The organism is Ancylobacter dichloromethanicus, from assembly GCF_018390645.1.
GTDB classification, from domain to species: domain Bacteria; phylum Pseudomonadota; class Alphaproteobacteria; order Rhizobiales; family Xanthobacteraceae; genus Ancylobacter; species Ancylobacter dichloromethanicus.
In genome coordinates this window covers 265,251-280,005 of record NZ_JAHBGC010000005.1, presented here as the reverse complement: position 1 = coordinate 280,005, position 14,755 = coordinate 265,251, and the positions used below count along the sequence as shown (strand labels likewise).

The 14,755-nt window shown below is 70.4% G+C and carries 17 protein-coding genes; 14 read left to right on the top strand and 3 right to left on the bottom strand.

What is annotated here, in order from left to right; translation table 11 throughout:
- The first annotated feature begins 50 nt into the window (after positions 1–50).
- The 8 genes from KHC23_RS03775 to KHC23_RS03740 all read left to right on the top strand — a co-directional run bounded on the left by KHC23_RS03775 (position 51) and on the right by KHC23_RS03740 (position 6,547).
- Positions 51–1,157: a branched-chain amino acid ABC transporter substrate-binding protein gene (locus KHC23_RS03775; RefSeq protein WP_213369663.1), complete on the top strand. Its 1,107-nt coding sequence runs from the start codon at positions 51–53 to the stop codon at positions 1,155–1,157.
- Positions 1,158–1,317: 160 nt separating this feature from the next.
- Entirely contained in the window at positions 1,318–2,259 is a 942-nt protein-coding gene (locus KHC23_RS03770) for a branched-chain amino acid ABC transporter permease (protein WP_213369661.1), read from the top strand.
- Positions 2,249–3,283, top strand: a complete 1,035-nt coding sequence (locus KHC23_RS03765; protein ID WP_271188644.1) for a branched-chain amino acid ABC transporter permease — start codon at positions 2,249–2,251, stop codon at positions 3,281–3,283. The genes KHC23_RS03770 and KHC23_RS03765 overlap by 11 nt, the downstream gene beginning before the upstream one ends.
- Positions 3,277–4,116 (top strand): ABC transporter ATP-binding protein, encoded by an 840-nt coding sequence (locus tag KHC23_RS03760; protein WP_213369659.1) that lies wholly within the window; start codon positions 3,277–3,279, stop codon positions 4,114–4,116. Before KHC23_RS03765 ends, KHC23_RS03760 begins: the two co-directional genes overlap by 7 nt.
- The gene (locus tag KHC23_RS03755; protein ID WP_271188643.1) at positions 4,088–4,768 is read left to right on the top strand and encodes an ABC transporter ATP-binding protein; all 681 of its coding nucleotides are present in this window, start codon (positions 4,088–4,090) and stop codon (positions 4,766–4,768) included. Before KHC23_RS03760 ends, KHC23_RS03755 begins: the two co-directional genes overlap by 29 nt.
- Positions 4,769–4,781: 13 nt before the next feature.
- Positions 4,782–5,552 (top strand): SDR family NAD(P)-dependent oxidoreductase, encoded by a 771-nt coding sequence (locus tag KHC23_RS03750; protein ID WP_213369657.1) that lies wholly within the window; start codon positions 4,782–4,784, stop codon positions 5,550–5,552.
- 200 nt (positions 5,553–5,752) lie between these two features.
- Positions 5,753–5,989: a cysteine rich repeat-containing protein gene (locus tag KHC23_RS03745; protein ID WP_213369655.1), complete on the top strand. Its 237-nt coding sequence runs from the start codon at positions 5,753–5,755 to the stop codon at positions 5,987–5,989.
- Between the two features lie 156 nt (positions 5,990–6,145).
- Complete coding sequence (locus KHC23_RS03740) at positions 6,146–6,547, top strand: hypothetical protein (protein WP_213369653.1); 402 nt, start codon at positions 6,146–6,148, stop codon at positions 6,545–6,547.
- Positions 6,548–6,576: 29 nt separating this feature from the next.
- On the opposite strand, the gene KHC23_RS03735 is transcribed toward KHC23_RS03740, so the two are convergent.
- Positions 6,577–6,825 (bottom strand): BrnA antitoxin family protein, encoded by a 249-nt coding sequence (locus KHC23_RS03735; RefSeq protein ID WP_213369651.1) that lies wholly within the window; start codon positions 6,823–6,825, stop codon positions 6,577–6,579.
- Positions 6,826–7,076: 251 nt separating this feature from the next.
- On the opposite strand from KHC23_RS03735, the gene osmF reads away from it, so the two are divergent.
- Genes osmF through KHC23_RS03715 form a run of 4 tightly spaced genes read left to right on the top strand, consistent with a single transcriptional unit; the run spans position 7,077 to position 10,937 of the window.
- Complete coding sequence (gene osmF, locus KHC23_RS03730; protein WP_213369649.1) at positions 7,077–8,000, top strand: glycine betaine ABC transporter substrate-binding protein OsmF; 924 nt, start codon at positions 7,077–7,079, stop codon at positions 7,998–8,000.
- Positions 8,001–8,053: 53 nt separating this feature from the next.
- Complete coding sequence (locus KHC23_RS03725; RefSeq protein WP_213369647.1) at positions 8,054–9,229, top strand: ABC transporter permease; 1,176 nt, start codon at positions 8,054–8,056, stop codon at positions 9,227–9,229.
- The gene (locus KHC23_RS03720) at positions 9,226–10,158 is read left to right on the top strand and encodes an ABC transporter ATP-binding protein (RefSeq protein ID WP_213369645.1); all 933 of its coding nucleotides are present in this window, start codon (positions 9,226–9,228) and stop codon (positions 10,156–10,158) included. The genes KHC23_RS03725 and KHC23_RS03720 overlap by 4 nt, the downstream gene beginning before the upstream one ends.
- A gap of 35 nt (positions 10,159–10,193) precedes the next feature.
- On the top strand, positions 10,194–10,937 hold the full coding sequence (locus KHC23_RS03715) for an ABC transporter permease (RefSeq protein WP_246544117.1): 744 nt from the start codon (positions 10,194–10,196) through the stop codon (positions 10,935–10,937).
- Between the two features lie 3 nt (positions 10,938–10,940).
- On the opposite strand, the gene KHC23_RS03710 is transcribed toward KHC23_RS03715, so the two are convergent.
- Together KHC23_RS03710 and KHC23_RS03705 are read right to left on the bottom strand one after the other, a co-directional pair.
- Positions 10,941–12,320 carry an FAD-containing oxidoreductase gene (locus tag KHC23_RS03710; RefSeq protein WP_213369641.1) on the bottom strand — a complete coding sequence of 460 codons (1,380 nt, stop codon included), beginning with the start codon at positions 12,318–12,320 and terminating at the stop codon, positions 10,941–10,943.
- Positions 12,320–12,778 carry a DUF4126 family protein gene (locus KHC23_RS03705; protein WP_213369639.1) on the bottom strand — a complete coding sequence of 153 codons (459 nt, stop codon included), beginning with the start codon at positions 12,776–12,778 and terminating at the stop codon, positions 12,320–12,322. The genes KHC23_RS03710 and KHC23_RS03705 overlap by 1 nt, the downstream gene beginning before the upstream one ends.
- A gap of 312 nt (positions 12,779–13,090) precedes the next feature.
- Here KHC23_RS03705 and KHC23_RS03700 point away from each other — a divergent pair, with 312 nt between their 5' ends.
- Together KHC23_RS03700 and KHC23_RS03695 are read left to right on the top strand one after the other, a co-directional pair.
- Positions 13,091–13,987: a LysR family transcriptional regulator gene (locus KHC23_RS03700; RefSeq protein WP_213369637.1), complete on the top strand. Its 897-nt coding sequence runs from the start codon at positions 13,091–13,093 to the stop codon at positions 13,985–13,987.
- A 258-nt stretch (positions 13,988–14,245) separates the two neighbouring features.
- Positions 14,246–14,740, top strand: coding sequence for a RidA family protein (locus KHC23_RS03695; protein ID WP_213369635.1), 495 nt, complete (start codon positions 14,246–14,248; stop codon positions 14,738–14,740).
- Positions 14,741–14,755 lie beyond the last annotated feature (15 nt).

Here is a 14,755-nt window from a genome sequence, read left to right as displayed (position 1 = left end):
GCACCCTGAAGCAACGGTCCGCAAAGGACCCCAGAGAGAAGGGAACTGACATGCGTATCAAGAGCATACTCTACGCTGCCGTTGCCATGGCCGCGCTGACGGGAGCGGCCCGCGCCGACATCCTGATCGGCACGGCGGGGCCGACCACCAATGCCGAGGCACTGTTCGGCACCACCTGGCAGAACGGCATGGAACTCGCCGTGCGCCAGGCCAATGAGGCGGGCGGCGTTCAGGGCCAGAAGCTGGTGCTGGTGCGCGACGACGATGGCGGCGACCCCAAGCAGGGCACGCTGATCGCCCAGAAGCACTGCGACGACACCGGCATGCTGGCCGTGGTCGCCAATTTCAACAGCGGCGTGACCATCCCGTCCTCGGACGTCTACAACCGCTGCGGCATGCCGCAGGTGACCAACGCCTCCAACCCGAAGGTGACCCAGGCCGGCTACAAGAACCTGTTCCGGCCGATCGCCAACGACCTGTCGCAGGGCGCGGCCCCGGCGGAATACGCGCTCACCAAGCTCGGCGCCAAGAAGGCCGCCGTGGTCCACGACAAGCAGGCCTTCGGCCAGGGCGTCGCCGAGGTGTTCCGCGAGAACTTCACCAAGGGCGGCGGCACCGTCACCTCCTTCTCCGGCATCGCCCAGACCGATGTCGATTTCAGCGCCCTGCTGTCCTCGATCCGCGCCGAAAACCCGGACGTGGTCTATTTCGGCGGCGTCATGCCGGCGGTCGGCCTGTTCGTGAAGCAGGCCCGCGAGCTCGGCATCAAGGCGACCTTCTTCGCCGCCGACAGCGCCTTCACCCCGGACTTCATCGCCGGCGCCGGCCCCGCCTCCGAAGGCACGGTGGTCTCGTTCCAGGCCCCGCCCTACGATTCCTCGCCCGCCCTGCAGAAGTTCGCGGCCGACTACAAGGCCGCGTTCGGCGAGGCCCCCGGCCCCTACTCGGCCTATGGCTATGTCGAGGCCACCATCATCATCGAGGCGATGAAGAAGGCGCCGACCCCGCTCACCCGCGCCGGCATCGCCGCCGAGATCGCCAAGAGCGACTTTGACGGCCTGGTCGGCCACGTCGCCTTCACGCCCGAAGGCGAGCTGAAGAAGCCCTTCCTGTTCCTCTACGCGGTCAAGGACGGCACGTTCGGCCTCGTCCAGTAGGGCGCGCCGGCCTCCCGCATGGCGTTTGCTTCATTGCACGGTCCCCTCCCGTGGTGAAGCCGCCTGGTCCGGCGCCGCCGCGCCCCCGCGCGCCGCGCCGGACCCCTTTCCACGAACCTCTTCCCGCCCGCCACCGCAGGCATCGGAGCGAAAGGCTGACATGGGCGCGCTCATTCTCCAGCAGGCGATCAATGCGCTTACCGTCGGGTCGATCTACGCGCTCATCGCGCTCGGCTACACGATGGTCTACGGCGTGCTGCGCCTCATCAACTTCGCCCATAGCGAGCTGTTCACCGCCGGCGCCTTCATCGGCCTCGGCCTCGCCGGCGCGCTGGGCATTGCCGGCCACCCCACCGGCGGGCTGCTGGTGGGGCTGATCACCTTCGTGCTGGTCGGCCTCGCCGGCGTCAGCGTCGAGATCGTCGCCTACCGCCCGCTGCGCGGCACCTCCCGCCTCGCGCCGATGCTCTCCGCCCTCGGCATGGCGGTGGTGATCCAGAACGCGGTGATGCTGATCGGCGGCCGCCGGCCGATGATCTACCCCTCCTTCCTGCCCTCGGGAGTGATCGACCTCTACGGCGCCATCGTCAGCTACAAGCAGATCACCATCTTCGTGGTCGCCGTGGTGCTGATGGTCGGGCTCGAACTGTTCGTGAACCGCACCAATCTGGGCGTGCGCATCCGCGCCGTGGCCGAGAACGCCGAGACCGCCTCGCTGGTCGGCATCAACCCGAACATGGCGATCTCGCTGATCTTCTTCATCGGCCCCGGCCTCGGCGCCGTCGCCGGCATCCTCTATTCCTCCTTCTACGGCGTGGCGACCTTCACCATGGGCTTCGTCATCGGCATGAAGGCGTTCACCGCCGCCATTCTCGGCGGCATCGGCTCGATCCCCGGGGCGGTGCTCGGCGGCTTCCTGCTCGGTGCCATCGAGACCTTCGGCACCGCCTGGATGCCGGTGCTGACCGGCGGCGTCATCGGCACCGAATATCGCGACATCTTCGCCTTCTCCGTCCTCGTCCTGATCCTGCTGTTCCGTCCCGCCGGCCTGCTCGGCGAGCATGTCAGCGAAGAAACCAGGGTGTACAAGAGTGACTTCTGACCCTCCGCAGACAGGCGGAGCGGCGGCGGGCGCGCAGGCCCTCGCCCCTCCCCGCACGACCAGGGTCTGGCCGGGCGCGCTGGCGATGGCGCTGGTACCGGTGCTGGCGCTGGTTGCCGGCCAGTTCCTGCCAGCCTATCCGCTGCGCATCCTCGACATGATCCTGCTCTACGCCATCCTGGGACTGGGGCTGAATATCATCGTCGGCTATGCCGGGCTGCTCGACCTCGGCTATGTCGCCTTCTACGCCATCGGCGCCTATTCCTGGGCGCTGCTGGCCTCCGGCCAGTTCGACATCCACCTGCCCTTCGCGCTGGTGCTGCTGATCGGCGCCAGCCTCGCGGGCGTCGCCGGCATCCTGCTCGGCATTCCGGTGCTGCGGCTGCGCGGCGACTACCTCGCCATCGTCACGCTCGGCTTCGGCGAGATCATCCGCGTCTTGATGAACAATCTCGACGGGGTGACCAACGGCCCGCAGGGCATCGCCCGCATCGACGAGGCGCATCTGTTCGGCTGGACGCTGAGCACCCCGCAGGACTTCCTCTACCTGCTGGTGGCGATGCTGGTGGTGGTGTTCCTGTTCGTCTGGCGCATCCAGGAGAGCGCGCTCGGCACCGCGCTGTCCGCCGTGCGCGAGGACCAGGACGCGGCGCGCGGCTGCGGCATCGACACCACGCGGGTCAAGCTGGTCGCCTTCGCGCTCAGCGCCTTCGTGGGCGGGGGCTGCGGCGTGGTGTTCGCCGCCATGCAGCGTTTCGTCAGCCCGGAGAGCTTCACCTTCTGGGAATCGCTCATCATCGTGCTGGTGATCGTGATCGGCGGCCTCGGCAACCCGTTCGGGGCGCTGCTCGGCGCGACGCTGCTGATCCTGATCCCGGAACTCTTGCGCGCCTATGCCGACTACCGGCTGCTGCTCTACGGGATGGCGCTGGTCATCATCATCCTCGCCCGCCCGCGCGGCATCATCAGCCGTCCGTTCGGCCCGAGCTGGCTGATGCGCCGGCTGGGAGGCGGCAAATGCTGACCTTCGAGCACGTCACCAAGCAGTTCGGGGCACTGAAGGCGATCGACGACGTCTCGTTCGAGGTCCGGCCCGGCATCATCACCGCGGTGATCGGGCCGAACGGGGCCGGCAAGTCGACCCTCGTCAACATGGCGGCCGGCTCCTACGGCGTCAGTTCCGGGCGCATCCTGGTCGACGGGGTCGAACTGCAAAGGCTGCCCAAGCACCGCATCGCCCATGCCGGGCTGGCGCGGACCTACCAGAACATCCGCCTGTTCGACGGCATGAGCGTCGTCAAGAACCTCGAAGTGGCGCTGGTGCCGCCCAGGGTCGGCCGGCTGGTCGCCGACACGTTCGGCCTCACCCCCCGCGCGGCGGCGGAAGAGCGGCGCGCGCGCTGCCACGACGTGCTCGCCCGCCTCGGCCTCGCCCCCTATGCCGAGCGGCAGGCGGGCAGCCTCGCCTATGGCCAGCAGAAGCTGGTGGAGCTGGCCCGCGCCATCGTCGGCGGCCCGCGCGTGCTGCTGCTCGACGAGCCGGCCGCCGGGCTCAACCATGGCGAGACCGAACTGCTCAAGCAGCACATCCTCGCCCTGCGCGCGCCCGACCTCGCCATGGTGCTGATCGAGCACGACATGAAGCTAATCATGTCGATCTCCGACACCATCGTGGTGATGAATCGCGGGCAGGTGCTGGCGCAGGGCACCGCCGCCGACATCCGGGCCAACATCGAAGTGCAGGAGGCGTATCTTGGCCAGCCAGGAGCCATCAAGGACATCGAGGCCGCTGCTCGCGGTCGACGCAATCGAGTCCGGATACGGGAGGGTGAAGGTCTTACATGGCATCAGCCTTGAGGTGCTGCCGGGCGAGATCGTCTGCCTCATCGGCCCCAATGGCGCCGGCAAGACCACACTGCTGCGCACCATCAGCGGGCTGAACCGCGCCACGCGCGGCACCATCCGCTTCCGGGGCGAGGACGTCGCCGGGCTCAAGCCGCACCAGATGGTCCGGCGCGGCATCGGCCATTGCCCGGAAGGGCGGCGGGTGTTCCAGCTCTCGGTGGAGGAAAACCTCATCACCGGCTACATCGCCGGCCGCGGCAAGAGTTTCGCCGAGCTACGCGATGAGGTCTACGCGCTGTTCCCGATCCTCGGCGAGCGGCGCCACCAGTCGGCCGGGCGGCTCTCCGGCGGCCAGCAGCAGATGGTCGCCATCGGCCGCGCGCTGATGGGCAGCCCGGAGCTGCTGCTGCTCGACGAACCCTCGCTCGGCCTCGCCCCGATCATCATCCACCAGATCTTCGAGATCGTGCTCAAGCTCGCCGAGAGCGGGGTGTCGATCATCCTGGTCGAGCAGAACATCGACCTGTCCTTCGAGGTCGCCGATTTCGTCTACGCGCTGGAACACGGCGCGCTGCAATGCTCGGGACCGGCGGCGAAGATGGCGGCCGATCCGCGCATCAAGGACATCTATCTGCCGGGCCTCGACAGCCACGGCGCGCAATGAGGCGGGAAGCACCATGTACAATCTCGACGGGCGCATCGCCCTCGTCACCGGCGGAGCGGTCGGCATCGGCCGCGGCATCGCCGCCCGCCTCGCGCAGGAAGGCTGCGACGTCGCCATTCTCGACCTCGACCTCGCCGGCGCGCAGGAGACCGCGGCGATGGTGGAAGCCGCCGGCCGCCGGGCGCTGGCGCTCGCGGTCGACGTCGCCGACGGCGCGGCGGTGGCGGCGGCGGCGGATCGGATAAGGGCCGCGCTCGGGCCAATCGACATCGCCGTCAACAACGCCGCCATCACCGCCGTCGGCAAGGTGCTGGACATCGACGCGGAAGCCTGGCGGCGGGTATTCGCCATCAACACCGACAGCGTGTTCCATGTCGCCAAGGCGGTGCTGCCGGACATGGTGGCGCGCCGCGCCGGGCGCATCGTCAACGTCGCCTCGTGGTTCGGCAAGATCGGCAAGCCGAACTACGCCGCCTATTCCGCCTCCAAGGCGGCGGTGATCGCGTTCACCCAGGCGCTGGCCGCCGAGGTCGCGCCGCTCGGCATCAATGTCAACGCGGTGTGCCCGGGCTCGATCGTCGGCACCCGGATGCGCGACGATGCCGACCGGCTGTCGCGCGAGCAGGGCCTGCCCACCGCCAAGGAGCGCGAGCACCTCATCCCGCTCGGCCGCGTCGGCGGGCCGGACGACATCGCCCGCGTCGTCGCCTTCCTCGCCTCGGAGGAATCCGCCTACATGACCGGGCAGGCGATCAACGTCACCGGCGGGCTGTGGATGAACTGAGCCTCCCGCGTGCAGAGCATTTTCGAGCGAAGCGGGTGCCGGTTCGCGTGAAGAAAATGCGCAGGAACAAACACCCGGAGCCCGTCCGGTAACCCGGCTTCCGCCGGACGGGCTCCAGAAGCGGCCAAACTTCGCCATTCGGCCGATGGCCGGCGGCGGGTATAAGGAAGGCGCCACTGTCCAAGGAAGAGGAAAGCCCCATGCGCGCCACCATCATGGCAATGCCGCTGCTGGCGATACCGCTGCTCATGACCCTCGCCGCCGGTAGCCCGGCCAAGGCCCAGGAAAGCGACCTCGCCAAATACTGCAAGGCGGACGTCGCGCGGCTCTGCCCCGCCGTCCAGCCGGGGGGCGGGCGTATCATCAAATGCCTGAAGGCCCATACCAAGGAAATGTCGGTCGGCTGCGCGCAGGCGCTGCAGAAAATGAAGGGCTGACCGCCCTTCTGCCGGATACCGCGCGGCCGGTCGCGGGCGGGCGGTGCCTCGCCGGCGACCGGCCGGACACAGTTCGGCCGGCGGGCCCGTCTATGCCCATGCGCGTCGCCGGCTCGGGCGGCGCACCGATGGGCGATGACACCGATGGGCGATGGCATGGCGGCACGTTTTCTCCTCGCACTTCCGGCGGTGCTGCTGGCGATATCGCCCGCTCCGGCGGCCGAGCCAGACTGCTGCGATCCCGCCGGGCCGTTCCGGCCGGGCGAGGCCTATGCGGAGACGCTGGCCACCTGCGAGACCCTGCCCCATTGGGCCGACCGGGCGCCGAACACCGGCAACCGGATCACGCTCGGCATCGAGGGAACCCTGACCGGCGTGCACACCGACGGGGTGATGGCCTATCTGCTGATGTGCGAGCCCGCGCAGGTGCAGGTGATGTGCATCACCTACAGCGCCAACGACCTCAAGCCCGGCGATGTCGTGGTGTTCGGCGGCGGCTATGGCCGGCTCGACGCGCATCACGTCGCGCTGGACCCTTGCCTGGCCTCGATCCGGTAGCGCCCCGTCGACGATACCGCCGCCCGCCGCTACAGCCCGGCCGCCTTGCGCAGCGCCGCGTTGATGCGGTCCTGCCAGCCGGGCCCACCCTCCTGGAAATGCTCCAGCAGGTCGCGATCCAGCCGGATCGACACCAGTTCCCTGGCGTTCGGCAGCGCCGGGGCCTTCGCGGCCGGCGTTTCCCGAATGGCGGGGGCTGGCGCGGTGGCGCTCTTGAAGGCGGCTTCGGCCACGTCGCGGGCGGAGCCGAAGGTGCGGCGGGTGGGTGTGGTTGCCATGAGATCCTCGAATCACCCCACCTTAGCGCGCGAGCCGGCCCTTCCGCCACCCGGCCTGGACGTCGGAACCCGGCAATGAAAGGCCCCAGTGAAAGGCCCCGTGCGTGGCGGATTCCGGCGGCGAAAGCGAGGCGCCGTTCGCCCGCGACAAAAGCCGCTTTCCATGCGCGGCAGATATTGGAACAATCGCGCTAGTATGCCGCTTCTGTGGGGCAGCATCGCGACACCGTCAAATCCGGGGAGTTTCCACGATGATCGTCATCAGCCGGCGCCGCTTGCTGGGTTCAATCGCCGTCGCCGCGCTTGTGCCGGGCGCCCTGGCCCGTGCCGCCGAGAGCGTGGTGGTCAGCTCCAAGATCGACACCGAGGGCGCCGTGCTCGGCAACATCGTCGCGCTGGTGCTGGAGCATGCCGGCATCCCGGTGACGCGCCGGCTGCAGCTCGGCCCGACCAAGATCGTGCGCACGGCGCTGCTGGCCGGCGAGATCGACCTCTATCCCGAATATACCGGCAATGCCGGCTTCTTCTTCAACATGGCGGACGACCCGGTGTGGAAGAACGCCGGCGAGGCCTATGCGAAGGCGAAGGAACTCGACGCCGCCAACGGCCTCGTCTGGCTGGCGCCGGCCCCAGCCGACAACACCTGGGGCATCGCCGTGCGCGGCGACGTGGCCGCCGAGGCCGAGCTGGCGACGCTGGAGGATTTCGCCCGCTGGGCCAATGCGGACGACGCGGTGAAGCTCGCCGCCTCGGCTGAGTTCGTGGAAAGCGCGGCGGCGCTGCCGGCGTTCCAGAGCGCCTATGGCTTCACGCTTTCCGGCGACGAGCTGCTGGTGCTCTCCGGCGGCGACACCGCCGCCACCATCAAGGCGGCGGCCGAAGGCACGTCCGGGGTCAATTCCGCCATGGTCTACGGCACGGACGGCGCCATCTCGGCGGTCGGCCTGAAGGTGATGGAAGACACCAAGCACGTGCAGCCGGTCTACCAGCCGGCGCCGGTGATCCGCAAAGCGGTGCTCGACACCTATCCGCAGATCGCCGGCCTGCTGGCCCCCGCCTTCGCCGGCCTCACGCTGGAGACGCTCCAGCGGCTGAACGCGCAGGTCCAGCTCGAAGGCCTCGACGCCCGCTCGGTGGCGGAGGGCTATCTGCGGGCGCAGGGGCTGCTCGGGTGAGGGCTTCCGCCGGCCTCGGGCCGGCAGCGCCCCGGGCCGGCGGGACGGCGCGCATGGCCGCCGCGCGGCCCGGCGGGCGGGTTGATGCACTGCCGCTGCTGCTCGCCGCCATCGCCCTCGCCGCCGTGGCCTTCGGCGGCTTCATCGTTGTGGCGCCCAACCGGCTGCTCTCGGGCGCGCCGCTCACCCTGTGGCAGGCGCAGGGCGCGGGCGCGCCGGCGGCCGTGCTGACGCTTCTCGCGCTCATCGCCACGCTCGCCGGGCTGCGCGATTTCCGCTTTCGCTGGGCGCTGATCGGCCTTGCCGCCGGCGCCCTCGTCATCGCCGCGATGGCGCTGGCCGGGCTCGCCGCCGCCGCCCATGCCGAGGATGCCGGCCGGCTGACCCGGGTCTCGCTCGGGGCCGGCTTCTGGACGCTGCTGGCGGCGGGGCTGCTGATCCTGGCCGACGCGGTCGGGCGGGAGCGCAGCCTCCCCGGCAAGGTGGTTCCGGTGCTCGCGACCGGGCTCGGCATGGCGCTGCTGATGGCCGGCGGGACGCTGTCCCAGCTCTCCCTCGCCCGCGAATATGCGGTGCGCCACCAGGCCTATCTGCACGAATTGCTGCGCCATCTCGAACTCACCGGCGCCGGCCTCGCGCTCGCCCTGCTCATCGGCGGGGCGATCGGGCTGATGGCCTATCGCCGGCCGCGCCGGGCCGGATCGGTGTTCGCCGTGCTCGACATCGTGCAGACCATTCCCTCGCTGGCGCTGTTCGCGCTGCTGATCGGGCCGCTGACCGCGCTGACCGCGTTGCTGCCCGGACTGCGGCAGCTCGGCATTTCCGGCATCGGGCCGTTTCCGGCGATCCTGGCGCTGGGGCTGTACGGCCTGCTGCCGGTCGCGCGCGGCGTGCATGCCGGCCTGTCCTCGGTGCCCAACGCGGTGGTGGAGGCGGCGCGCGGCATGGGCCTGACCGAGGCGCAGATCGTGCGGCACACGCTGGTGCCGCTGGCGCTGCCCACCCTGTTCCAGACGCTGCGGATCACGCTGGTGCAGCTCATCGGCCTCGCCGTGCTGGCGGCGCTGATCGGCGCCGGGGGGCTGGGCACCTTCATCTTCCAGGGGCTCGGCCAGACCGCGGTGGACCTCGTCCTGCTCGGCGCGCTGTCCGCCATCGTGCTGGCGCTGCTCGCCGATATCGGCCTGCGCGGGCTGGCCTTCCTGCTGTTCCGGAGGCCGGCGCGTTGATCGAGTTCGAGAGCGTCACCCGCAGCTTCGGCGGTACCAGGGCGGTCGACGAGGTGACGCTTGCGGTGGAGCGCGGCACCATCTGCGCGCTGGTCGGCACCTCCGGCTCGGGCAAGTCGACCCTGCTGCGGCTGGTCAACCGGCTGCTCGATCCGGATGGCGGCCGCATCCGGCTCGACGGCGTCGACATTGCCGGTATCGCCCCGGTCGAGCTGCGCCGGCGCATGGGCTACGTCATCCAGTCGGTCGGCCTGTTCCCGCACTGGACGGTGGAGCGCAACGTCGCCACCGTGCCGCTGCTGCTCGGCTGGCCGGCGGCGCGGATCGCCGCGCGGGTGGCGGAACTGCTCGACCTGGTCGGGCTGGCGCCGGACGTGCACGCGCGGCGCTACCCGGACGAACTCTCCGGCGGCCAGCAGCAGCGCGTCGGGGTGGCGCGGGCGCTGGCGGCCGATCCGGAACTGCTGCTGATGGACGAGCCGTTCGGCGCGGTGGACCCGCCGACCCGCCGCAGCCTGCAGGACAGCCTGGCCGCGATCCAGAAGCGCACCGGCACCACCATCATCATCGTCACCCATGATGTGGAGGAGGCGATCCGCCTCGGCGGCACGCTCGCCGTGCTCGAACATGGCAGGCTGGTGCAGACCGGCACGCCGGCCGCGGTGCTGGCGCATCCCGCCAACGAGCAGGTGGCGCGCTTCTTCGGCGGGCCTCTGCTCGGCCTGCACCTGCTGCAGGCGCTGAATGTCGGCAACCGGGCGAACTTCACCGACCCCTCGCAGGTCGGCGGCGAGCCGATCGATGCCGACGCCTCGCTGGAGACCGCGCTGGCGCGGATGATCGCGGAAGGCACCTCGCGCCTGCCGGTGGTGAACCCCGCCAATGGCCGGCGCGGCGTGCTGGAACTGGCCGAGCTGGTCGGGCTATGAACGCCGGTCCGGCCGCAGATGGCGCATCCCGGCTGTTGCGCCGCCCGGTTTTCTGGGTCGGCGCGGTGTTCCTGGCGCTGACCTTCGGCATGCACGCGCTGGCGCCGCATCTCGGCTTCCTGTTCCCGGAGGGCGCGCGCCTCGTCTACACCAGGGCGAGCTTTCCCGAGCTGGTCGCCTCGCATGCGCTGCTGACCGGGGCGGCCAGCCTCGTGGCCATCGCGATCGGGCTTTCCGCCGCCGTCTTCGCCACCCGCCCGGCGGGGCGCGACTATGCGGCGACGCTGGAGATGCTGTCCGCCGTCGCCCAGACCTTTCCCCCGGTGGCGGTGCTCGCCCTCGCCGTGCCGAGCCTCGGCTATGGCGCGCTGCCGACCGTGTTCGCCCTGGTGCTCTATGGCGTGCTGCCGGTGATGGGGGGCGCGCTTGCCGGGCTGGGCAGCGTGCCCGGCGCGGTGCTCGACGCGGCGGACGGCGCCGGCTTCACCCCCGGCGGCAGACTGTGGCGGATCGAGCTGCCGCTCGCCGCCCCCATCATCCTCGCCGGCATCCGTACCTCGGTGACCATCGGCATCGGCACCGCCACCATCGGCTCCACCGTCGGCGCGCTCACCCTCGGCTCGCCGATCATCGACGGGCTGTCCGGCGACAACCCGGCCTTCGTGCTGCAGGGCACGGTGCTGGTGGCGCTGTTCGCCGTCACCGTCGATCTCGGCTTCGGCGAGGTGGAGCGGGCGCTGGTGCGGCAGCCGTCCGGGGCCTCTTCCCGGACCCGGTGAGGCTCACTCCGCCGGCTTCATCTCCGCCAGCAGGGTCGGGATCAGCTCGGACACGGTGGGGTGGATCGGCACGGCGCGCTGGAACACGGTGTAGGGCACGTCGGCGTTCATGATGTCGAGCAGGCCATGAATGGCCTCGTCGCCACCGGTCCCCAAAATGGCGGCGCCGAGAATGCGTTTGGTCTGCGCGTCCACCACCGCCTTCATGAAGCCCTGGGTCTCGCCCTTCTCCACCGCGCGCCCCACCCGCGTCATCGGCCGCAGGCCGATCAGCAGCGGGCGGCCGGTAGCGCGGGCCTGCGCCTCGGTCATGCCGACCCGGCCGAGCGGCGGGTCGGTATAGAGGGCGTAGCCGGCAATGCGCTCGCTCACCTTCCAGTCCTGCCCGTCGAGCAGATTGGCGGCGACGATCTCGAAATCATTATAGGCGGTGTGGGTGAAGGCGCCCCGGCCGTTGCAGTCACCCAGCGCATAGACCCCGGGAACGCTGGTCTGCAGGTGATCGTCGACGCCGATATAGCCGCGCGGATCGGTTTCGATGCCGGCCGCCTCCAGCCCGAGATCGTCGGTGTTCGGCCGCCGGCCGATGGCCAGCAACACGTGCGAGCCGACGATTTCCGGCGCCCCCTCGGCGCAGCCGACCCGCACCGCCACGCCCGCGCCCTGCCGGGCGAAGCTCAGGCATTCGGCGCCGGTGCGCACCTCCACGCCCTCGGCTTCGAGGATTTCCCGCACGGCGGCCGAGACGTCCTCATCCTCGCGGGCGATCAGCCGCGGGTTCTTCTCGACAACGGTGACGCGGGCGCCGAAGCGGCGGAACATCTGCCCGAATTCGAGCCCGATATAGGAGCCGCCGATCACCACCAGATGCGCCGGCAGCGTGGCCATCTCCACCATGTCGCTATTGGTGAGGTACGGAACCTCGGCGAGGCCGGGGATGTCGGGCACGGCGGCGCGCCCGCCGACATTGATGAAGATGCGCGGCGCGGTGAGCGTCTCGCCCTCCACCTCCACCGTGTGCGGGCCGGTGAAGCGGGCATGGCCGCGCAGCACGGTGCAGCCCTCCATGCCGCCGAGCCAGCTCTCGATGCCGGCCCGCCCGTCCTGGATGATCTTCTCCGCGCGCGCCTGCACGGTCTTCATGTCGATGCCCGGCGCCCCGTTCAGCACCACACCGTATTCCGCCGCGCGCCGGGCCATGCGGGCGGCATAGGCGCTGGCGACCAGCGTCTTGGTCGGCTTGCAGCCGGTATTGACGCAGGTGCCGCCGAAATGCTGGCGCTCGATCACCGCGACGCTGAGGCCCGCGCCGACCAGCCGGCCGGCCATGGACGGGCCGGCCTGCCCGGCGCCGATGACGATGGCGTCGAAGGAGCGGGCCATCACGGCACCGCCACGATGAGCAGCGCGCCGCCAATGGCGACCACGTCCTCGATCAGCGCTGCGGGCCGGTCGTGGCCGAACGACCCGGCGAGGCGACCCCGCGCCCGGCTTCCGCCGAGCGTGCCGATGACGGCGCCGATGGCGCCCAGCACGGCACCGGCCAGAAGGACGCCCCCGCCCGCACCGAGGCAGGCGCCGCACAGCGCGCCGCTGACAATGCGGGCGCCGAACTGCATCGGCACGGTGCGCGAGGGCGTGGAGGGAAGCTGGTCGGTCACCAGTTCGACGAGGGCGAGCGCGGTGAATATCCACGGCGTCCAGGCATGGCCCATGAAGGCCAGCGGCGAGCCGGAAATGTCGATCCAGCCGAGATGGGCGGCCCAGGCGATGGCGGCCGGCGCCGTCATGGCGCGCAGGCCGGCGATCACGCCGATAAGCACTGCGAGAAGATAGAGCATGACACTCCCCGGTCGGCGGTTCGAGAGGGTGGGCGTGCGGCCCGTGCCGCGCGCGAAGATCGGAAGCTGCTGCCTGAAGTCGCGGGGCGGACGCCCCGTCGTCGTGCCTGACCCCGCGCCCGGCGCGTGCCAGCGCGAACATGGTGCTGAAGCCATCATTCCCCATCCGGGCGGGGCTTTCCAGTGCTCTGTCGCGGGCGTGGCCTGTATCGTCGCGGGCGCGGCTTGCATCGTGCCGGCCGGGCCAGCAGTCTGCGCCCGACGCGGCGGCCTCCCCGGCGGCTCGTCTTCAACCCACCGAGTGCGTGACCGATGGACACCCGCCATCTCGAAGCCTTCCGCGCCGTCTATGAGAACGGCTCGATGAGCGCCGCCGCGGTGCTGCTGGGCAAGTCGCAGCCGGCGATCAGCAACCTCATCGCCCGGCTGGAGGACGAGATCGGGCTGAAGCTGTTCCACCGCGCCCATGGCCGGCTGGAGGCGACGCCGGAGGCGGAGACCTTCTTCGCCGCCATCGTGCGCACGCTGGACGCGATGGAGCGCACCCTGGCGGTCTCGCGCAACCTCAAGGGCCTGTCCTCGGCGACGCTGCTGATCGCCAGCCCGCCGGGGCTCGCCACCTATCTGCTGCCGCCGATCATCGCCGACGTGCTGAAGGAGAATGCCGGCGCCACCGCCCGCTTCATCACCCGCTCCTCCTATGCGGTGCGCGATCTCGGCACCATCGGCGCCTTCGACGTGGGCTTCGCCGAACTGCCGATCGACATCCATGTCGCCTCGCTGGAGCTGTTCGAGGTGGCCTGCATGTGCGTGATGCGGGCCGACCATCCGCTGGCGGGAGAGCGCTGCGTCGGGCCGGAGCAGCTCGATTCCGTTCCCTTCGTCACCCTGTTCCCCGAGCACATCACCCACATCGCCGCCGCCGAGGCGTTCTTCGAGGCGCAGGCGCACTGGAACGTGGTGGCGGAGGTGGAGTTCTTCGGCACCGCCTGCGTGCTGGTGCAGCAGCTCGGCGCGGTGACGCTGGTCGATCCCGCCACCGCCCGCTTCTTCCAGGCGATGGGGCTGGTGGCGATCCCGTTCCGCCCGCTCGTGCCGTATCGCTTCGGCATGTTCCGCCCCAGCACCCGCCCGCCGGCGCGCATCTCCGTCGCCTTCATGGAGCGCTTCCGCCGCACGGTGGCGCCGGACCTTGTGCCCACGCGGTGAGGGCGGCGCGGCAGGGCGGGACGGTGAAGCGGGCGCCATCCGCCCCGCGCGGCGCTCAAAGTTCGGGCAGCGCCTTCCCGTTCGGCAGGTTTTCCCGCCCCGGCGGCAGGGGCGCGGCGCGCAACCCGCCCGGCGGGGAGGGGCGATCGCCAGGACTATAACTTTGCCTTATGGATTCACGCCGTTTTCCTGTTTGACGTCGGCGCGAAACCGAAGGGAAATCAGGCGGTGAGATCGGCCGGCGGGAAGGAGCCCTTGATGACGCATTCGGCGACACGGCGCGCGGCGGAACTCGGCCTCGTCCTCCCCAGCGCGGGGGGCGGCGCGGGCTATTACGGCACGCTCTACGGCAAGATGAAGCCGCATTATCTCAGCGACAAGCTGCTCTTCCTTTCCGGCCAGACCGCCGGCGTCGACGCCGCCGGCAAGGCGCTTTACCCCGGCCGCCTCGGCCGCGACCTCACGGTGGAGCAGGGCTATGAGGCGGCGCGGCTCACCGCGCTCAATTGCCTCGGCTGCATCAGGGACGCGGTCGGCGACCTCGACCGGGTGAAGGGGCTGGTGCGCTCGCTCAACTTCATCGCCTGCGACCCCTCCTTTACCCAGCCGCATCTGGTGGCCAGCGGGCTTTCCGACCTGTTCGAACAGGTGTTCGGCCCCGAGATCGGGGTGGGCGGGCGCGCCTCCATCGGCGTGATGTCGCTGGCCGACGATTACTGCTTCGAGACCTGGGTGACGGTGGAACTTCACTGACCGCCGCCTGCCCGG

Excerpts from the sequence above, each read along its gene's own strand:
- KHC23_RS03700 (WP_213369637.1), top strand. The coding sequence starts at position 13,091 with ATGGACACCCGCCATCTCGAAGCCTTCCGCGCCGTCTATGAGAACGGC.
- KHC23_RS03760 (WP_213369659.1), top strand. The coding sequence starts at position 3,277 with ATGCTGACCTTCGAGCACGTCACCAAGCAGTTCGGGGCACTGAAGGCG.
- KHC23_RS03705 (WP_213369639.1), bottom strand. The coding sequence starts at position 12,778 with ATGCTCTATCTTCTCGCAGTGCTTATCGGCGTGATCGCCGGCCTGCGC.
- KHC23_RS03740 (WP_213369653.1), top strand. The coding sequence starts at position 6,146 with ATGGCGGCACGTTTTCTCCTCGCACTTCCGGCGGTGCTGCTGGCGATA.
- KHC23_RS03735 (WP_213369651.1), bottom strand. The coding sequence starts at position 6,825 with ATGGCAACCACACCCACCCGCCGCACCTTCGGCTCCGCCCGCGACGTG.
- KHC23_RS03750 (WP_213369657.1), top strand. The coding sequence starts at position 4,782 with ATGTACAATCTCGACGGGCGCATCGCCCTCGTCACCGGCGGAGCGGTC.
- osmF (WP_213369649.1), top strand. The coding sequence starts at position 7,077 with ATGATCGTCATCAGCCGGCGCCGCTTGCTGGGTTCAATCGCCGTCGCC.
- KHC23_RS03770 (WP_213369661.1), top strand. The coding sequence starts at position 1,318 with ATGGGCGCGCTCATTCTCCAGCAGGCGATCAATGCGCTTACCGTCGGG.
- KHC23_RS03745 (WP_213369655.1), top strand. The coding sequence starts at position 5,753 with ATGCGCGCCACCATCATGGCAATGCCGCTGCTGGCGATACCGCTGCTC.
- KHC23_RS03775 (WP_213369663.1), top strand. The coding sequence starts at position 51 with ATGCGTATCAAGAGCATACTCTACGCTGCCGTTGCCATGGCCGCGCTG.
- KHC23_RS03725 (WP_213369647.1), top strand. The coding sequence starts at position 8,054 with ATGGCCGCCGCGCGGCCCGGCGGGCGGGTTGATGCACTGCCGCTGCTG.
- KHC23_RS03695 (WP_213369635.1), top strand. The coding sequence starts at position 14,246 with ATGACGCATTCGGCGACACGGCGCGCGGCGGAACTCGGCCTCGTCCTC.
- KHC23_RS03710 (WP_213369641.1), bottom strand. The coding sequence starts at position 12,320 with ATGGCCCGCTCCTTCGACGCCATCGTCATCGGCGCCGGGCAGGCCGGC.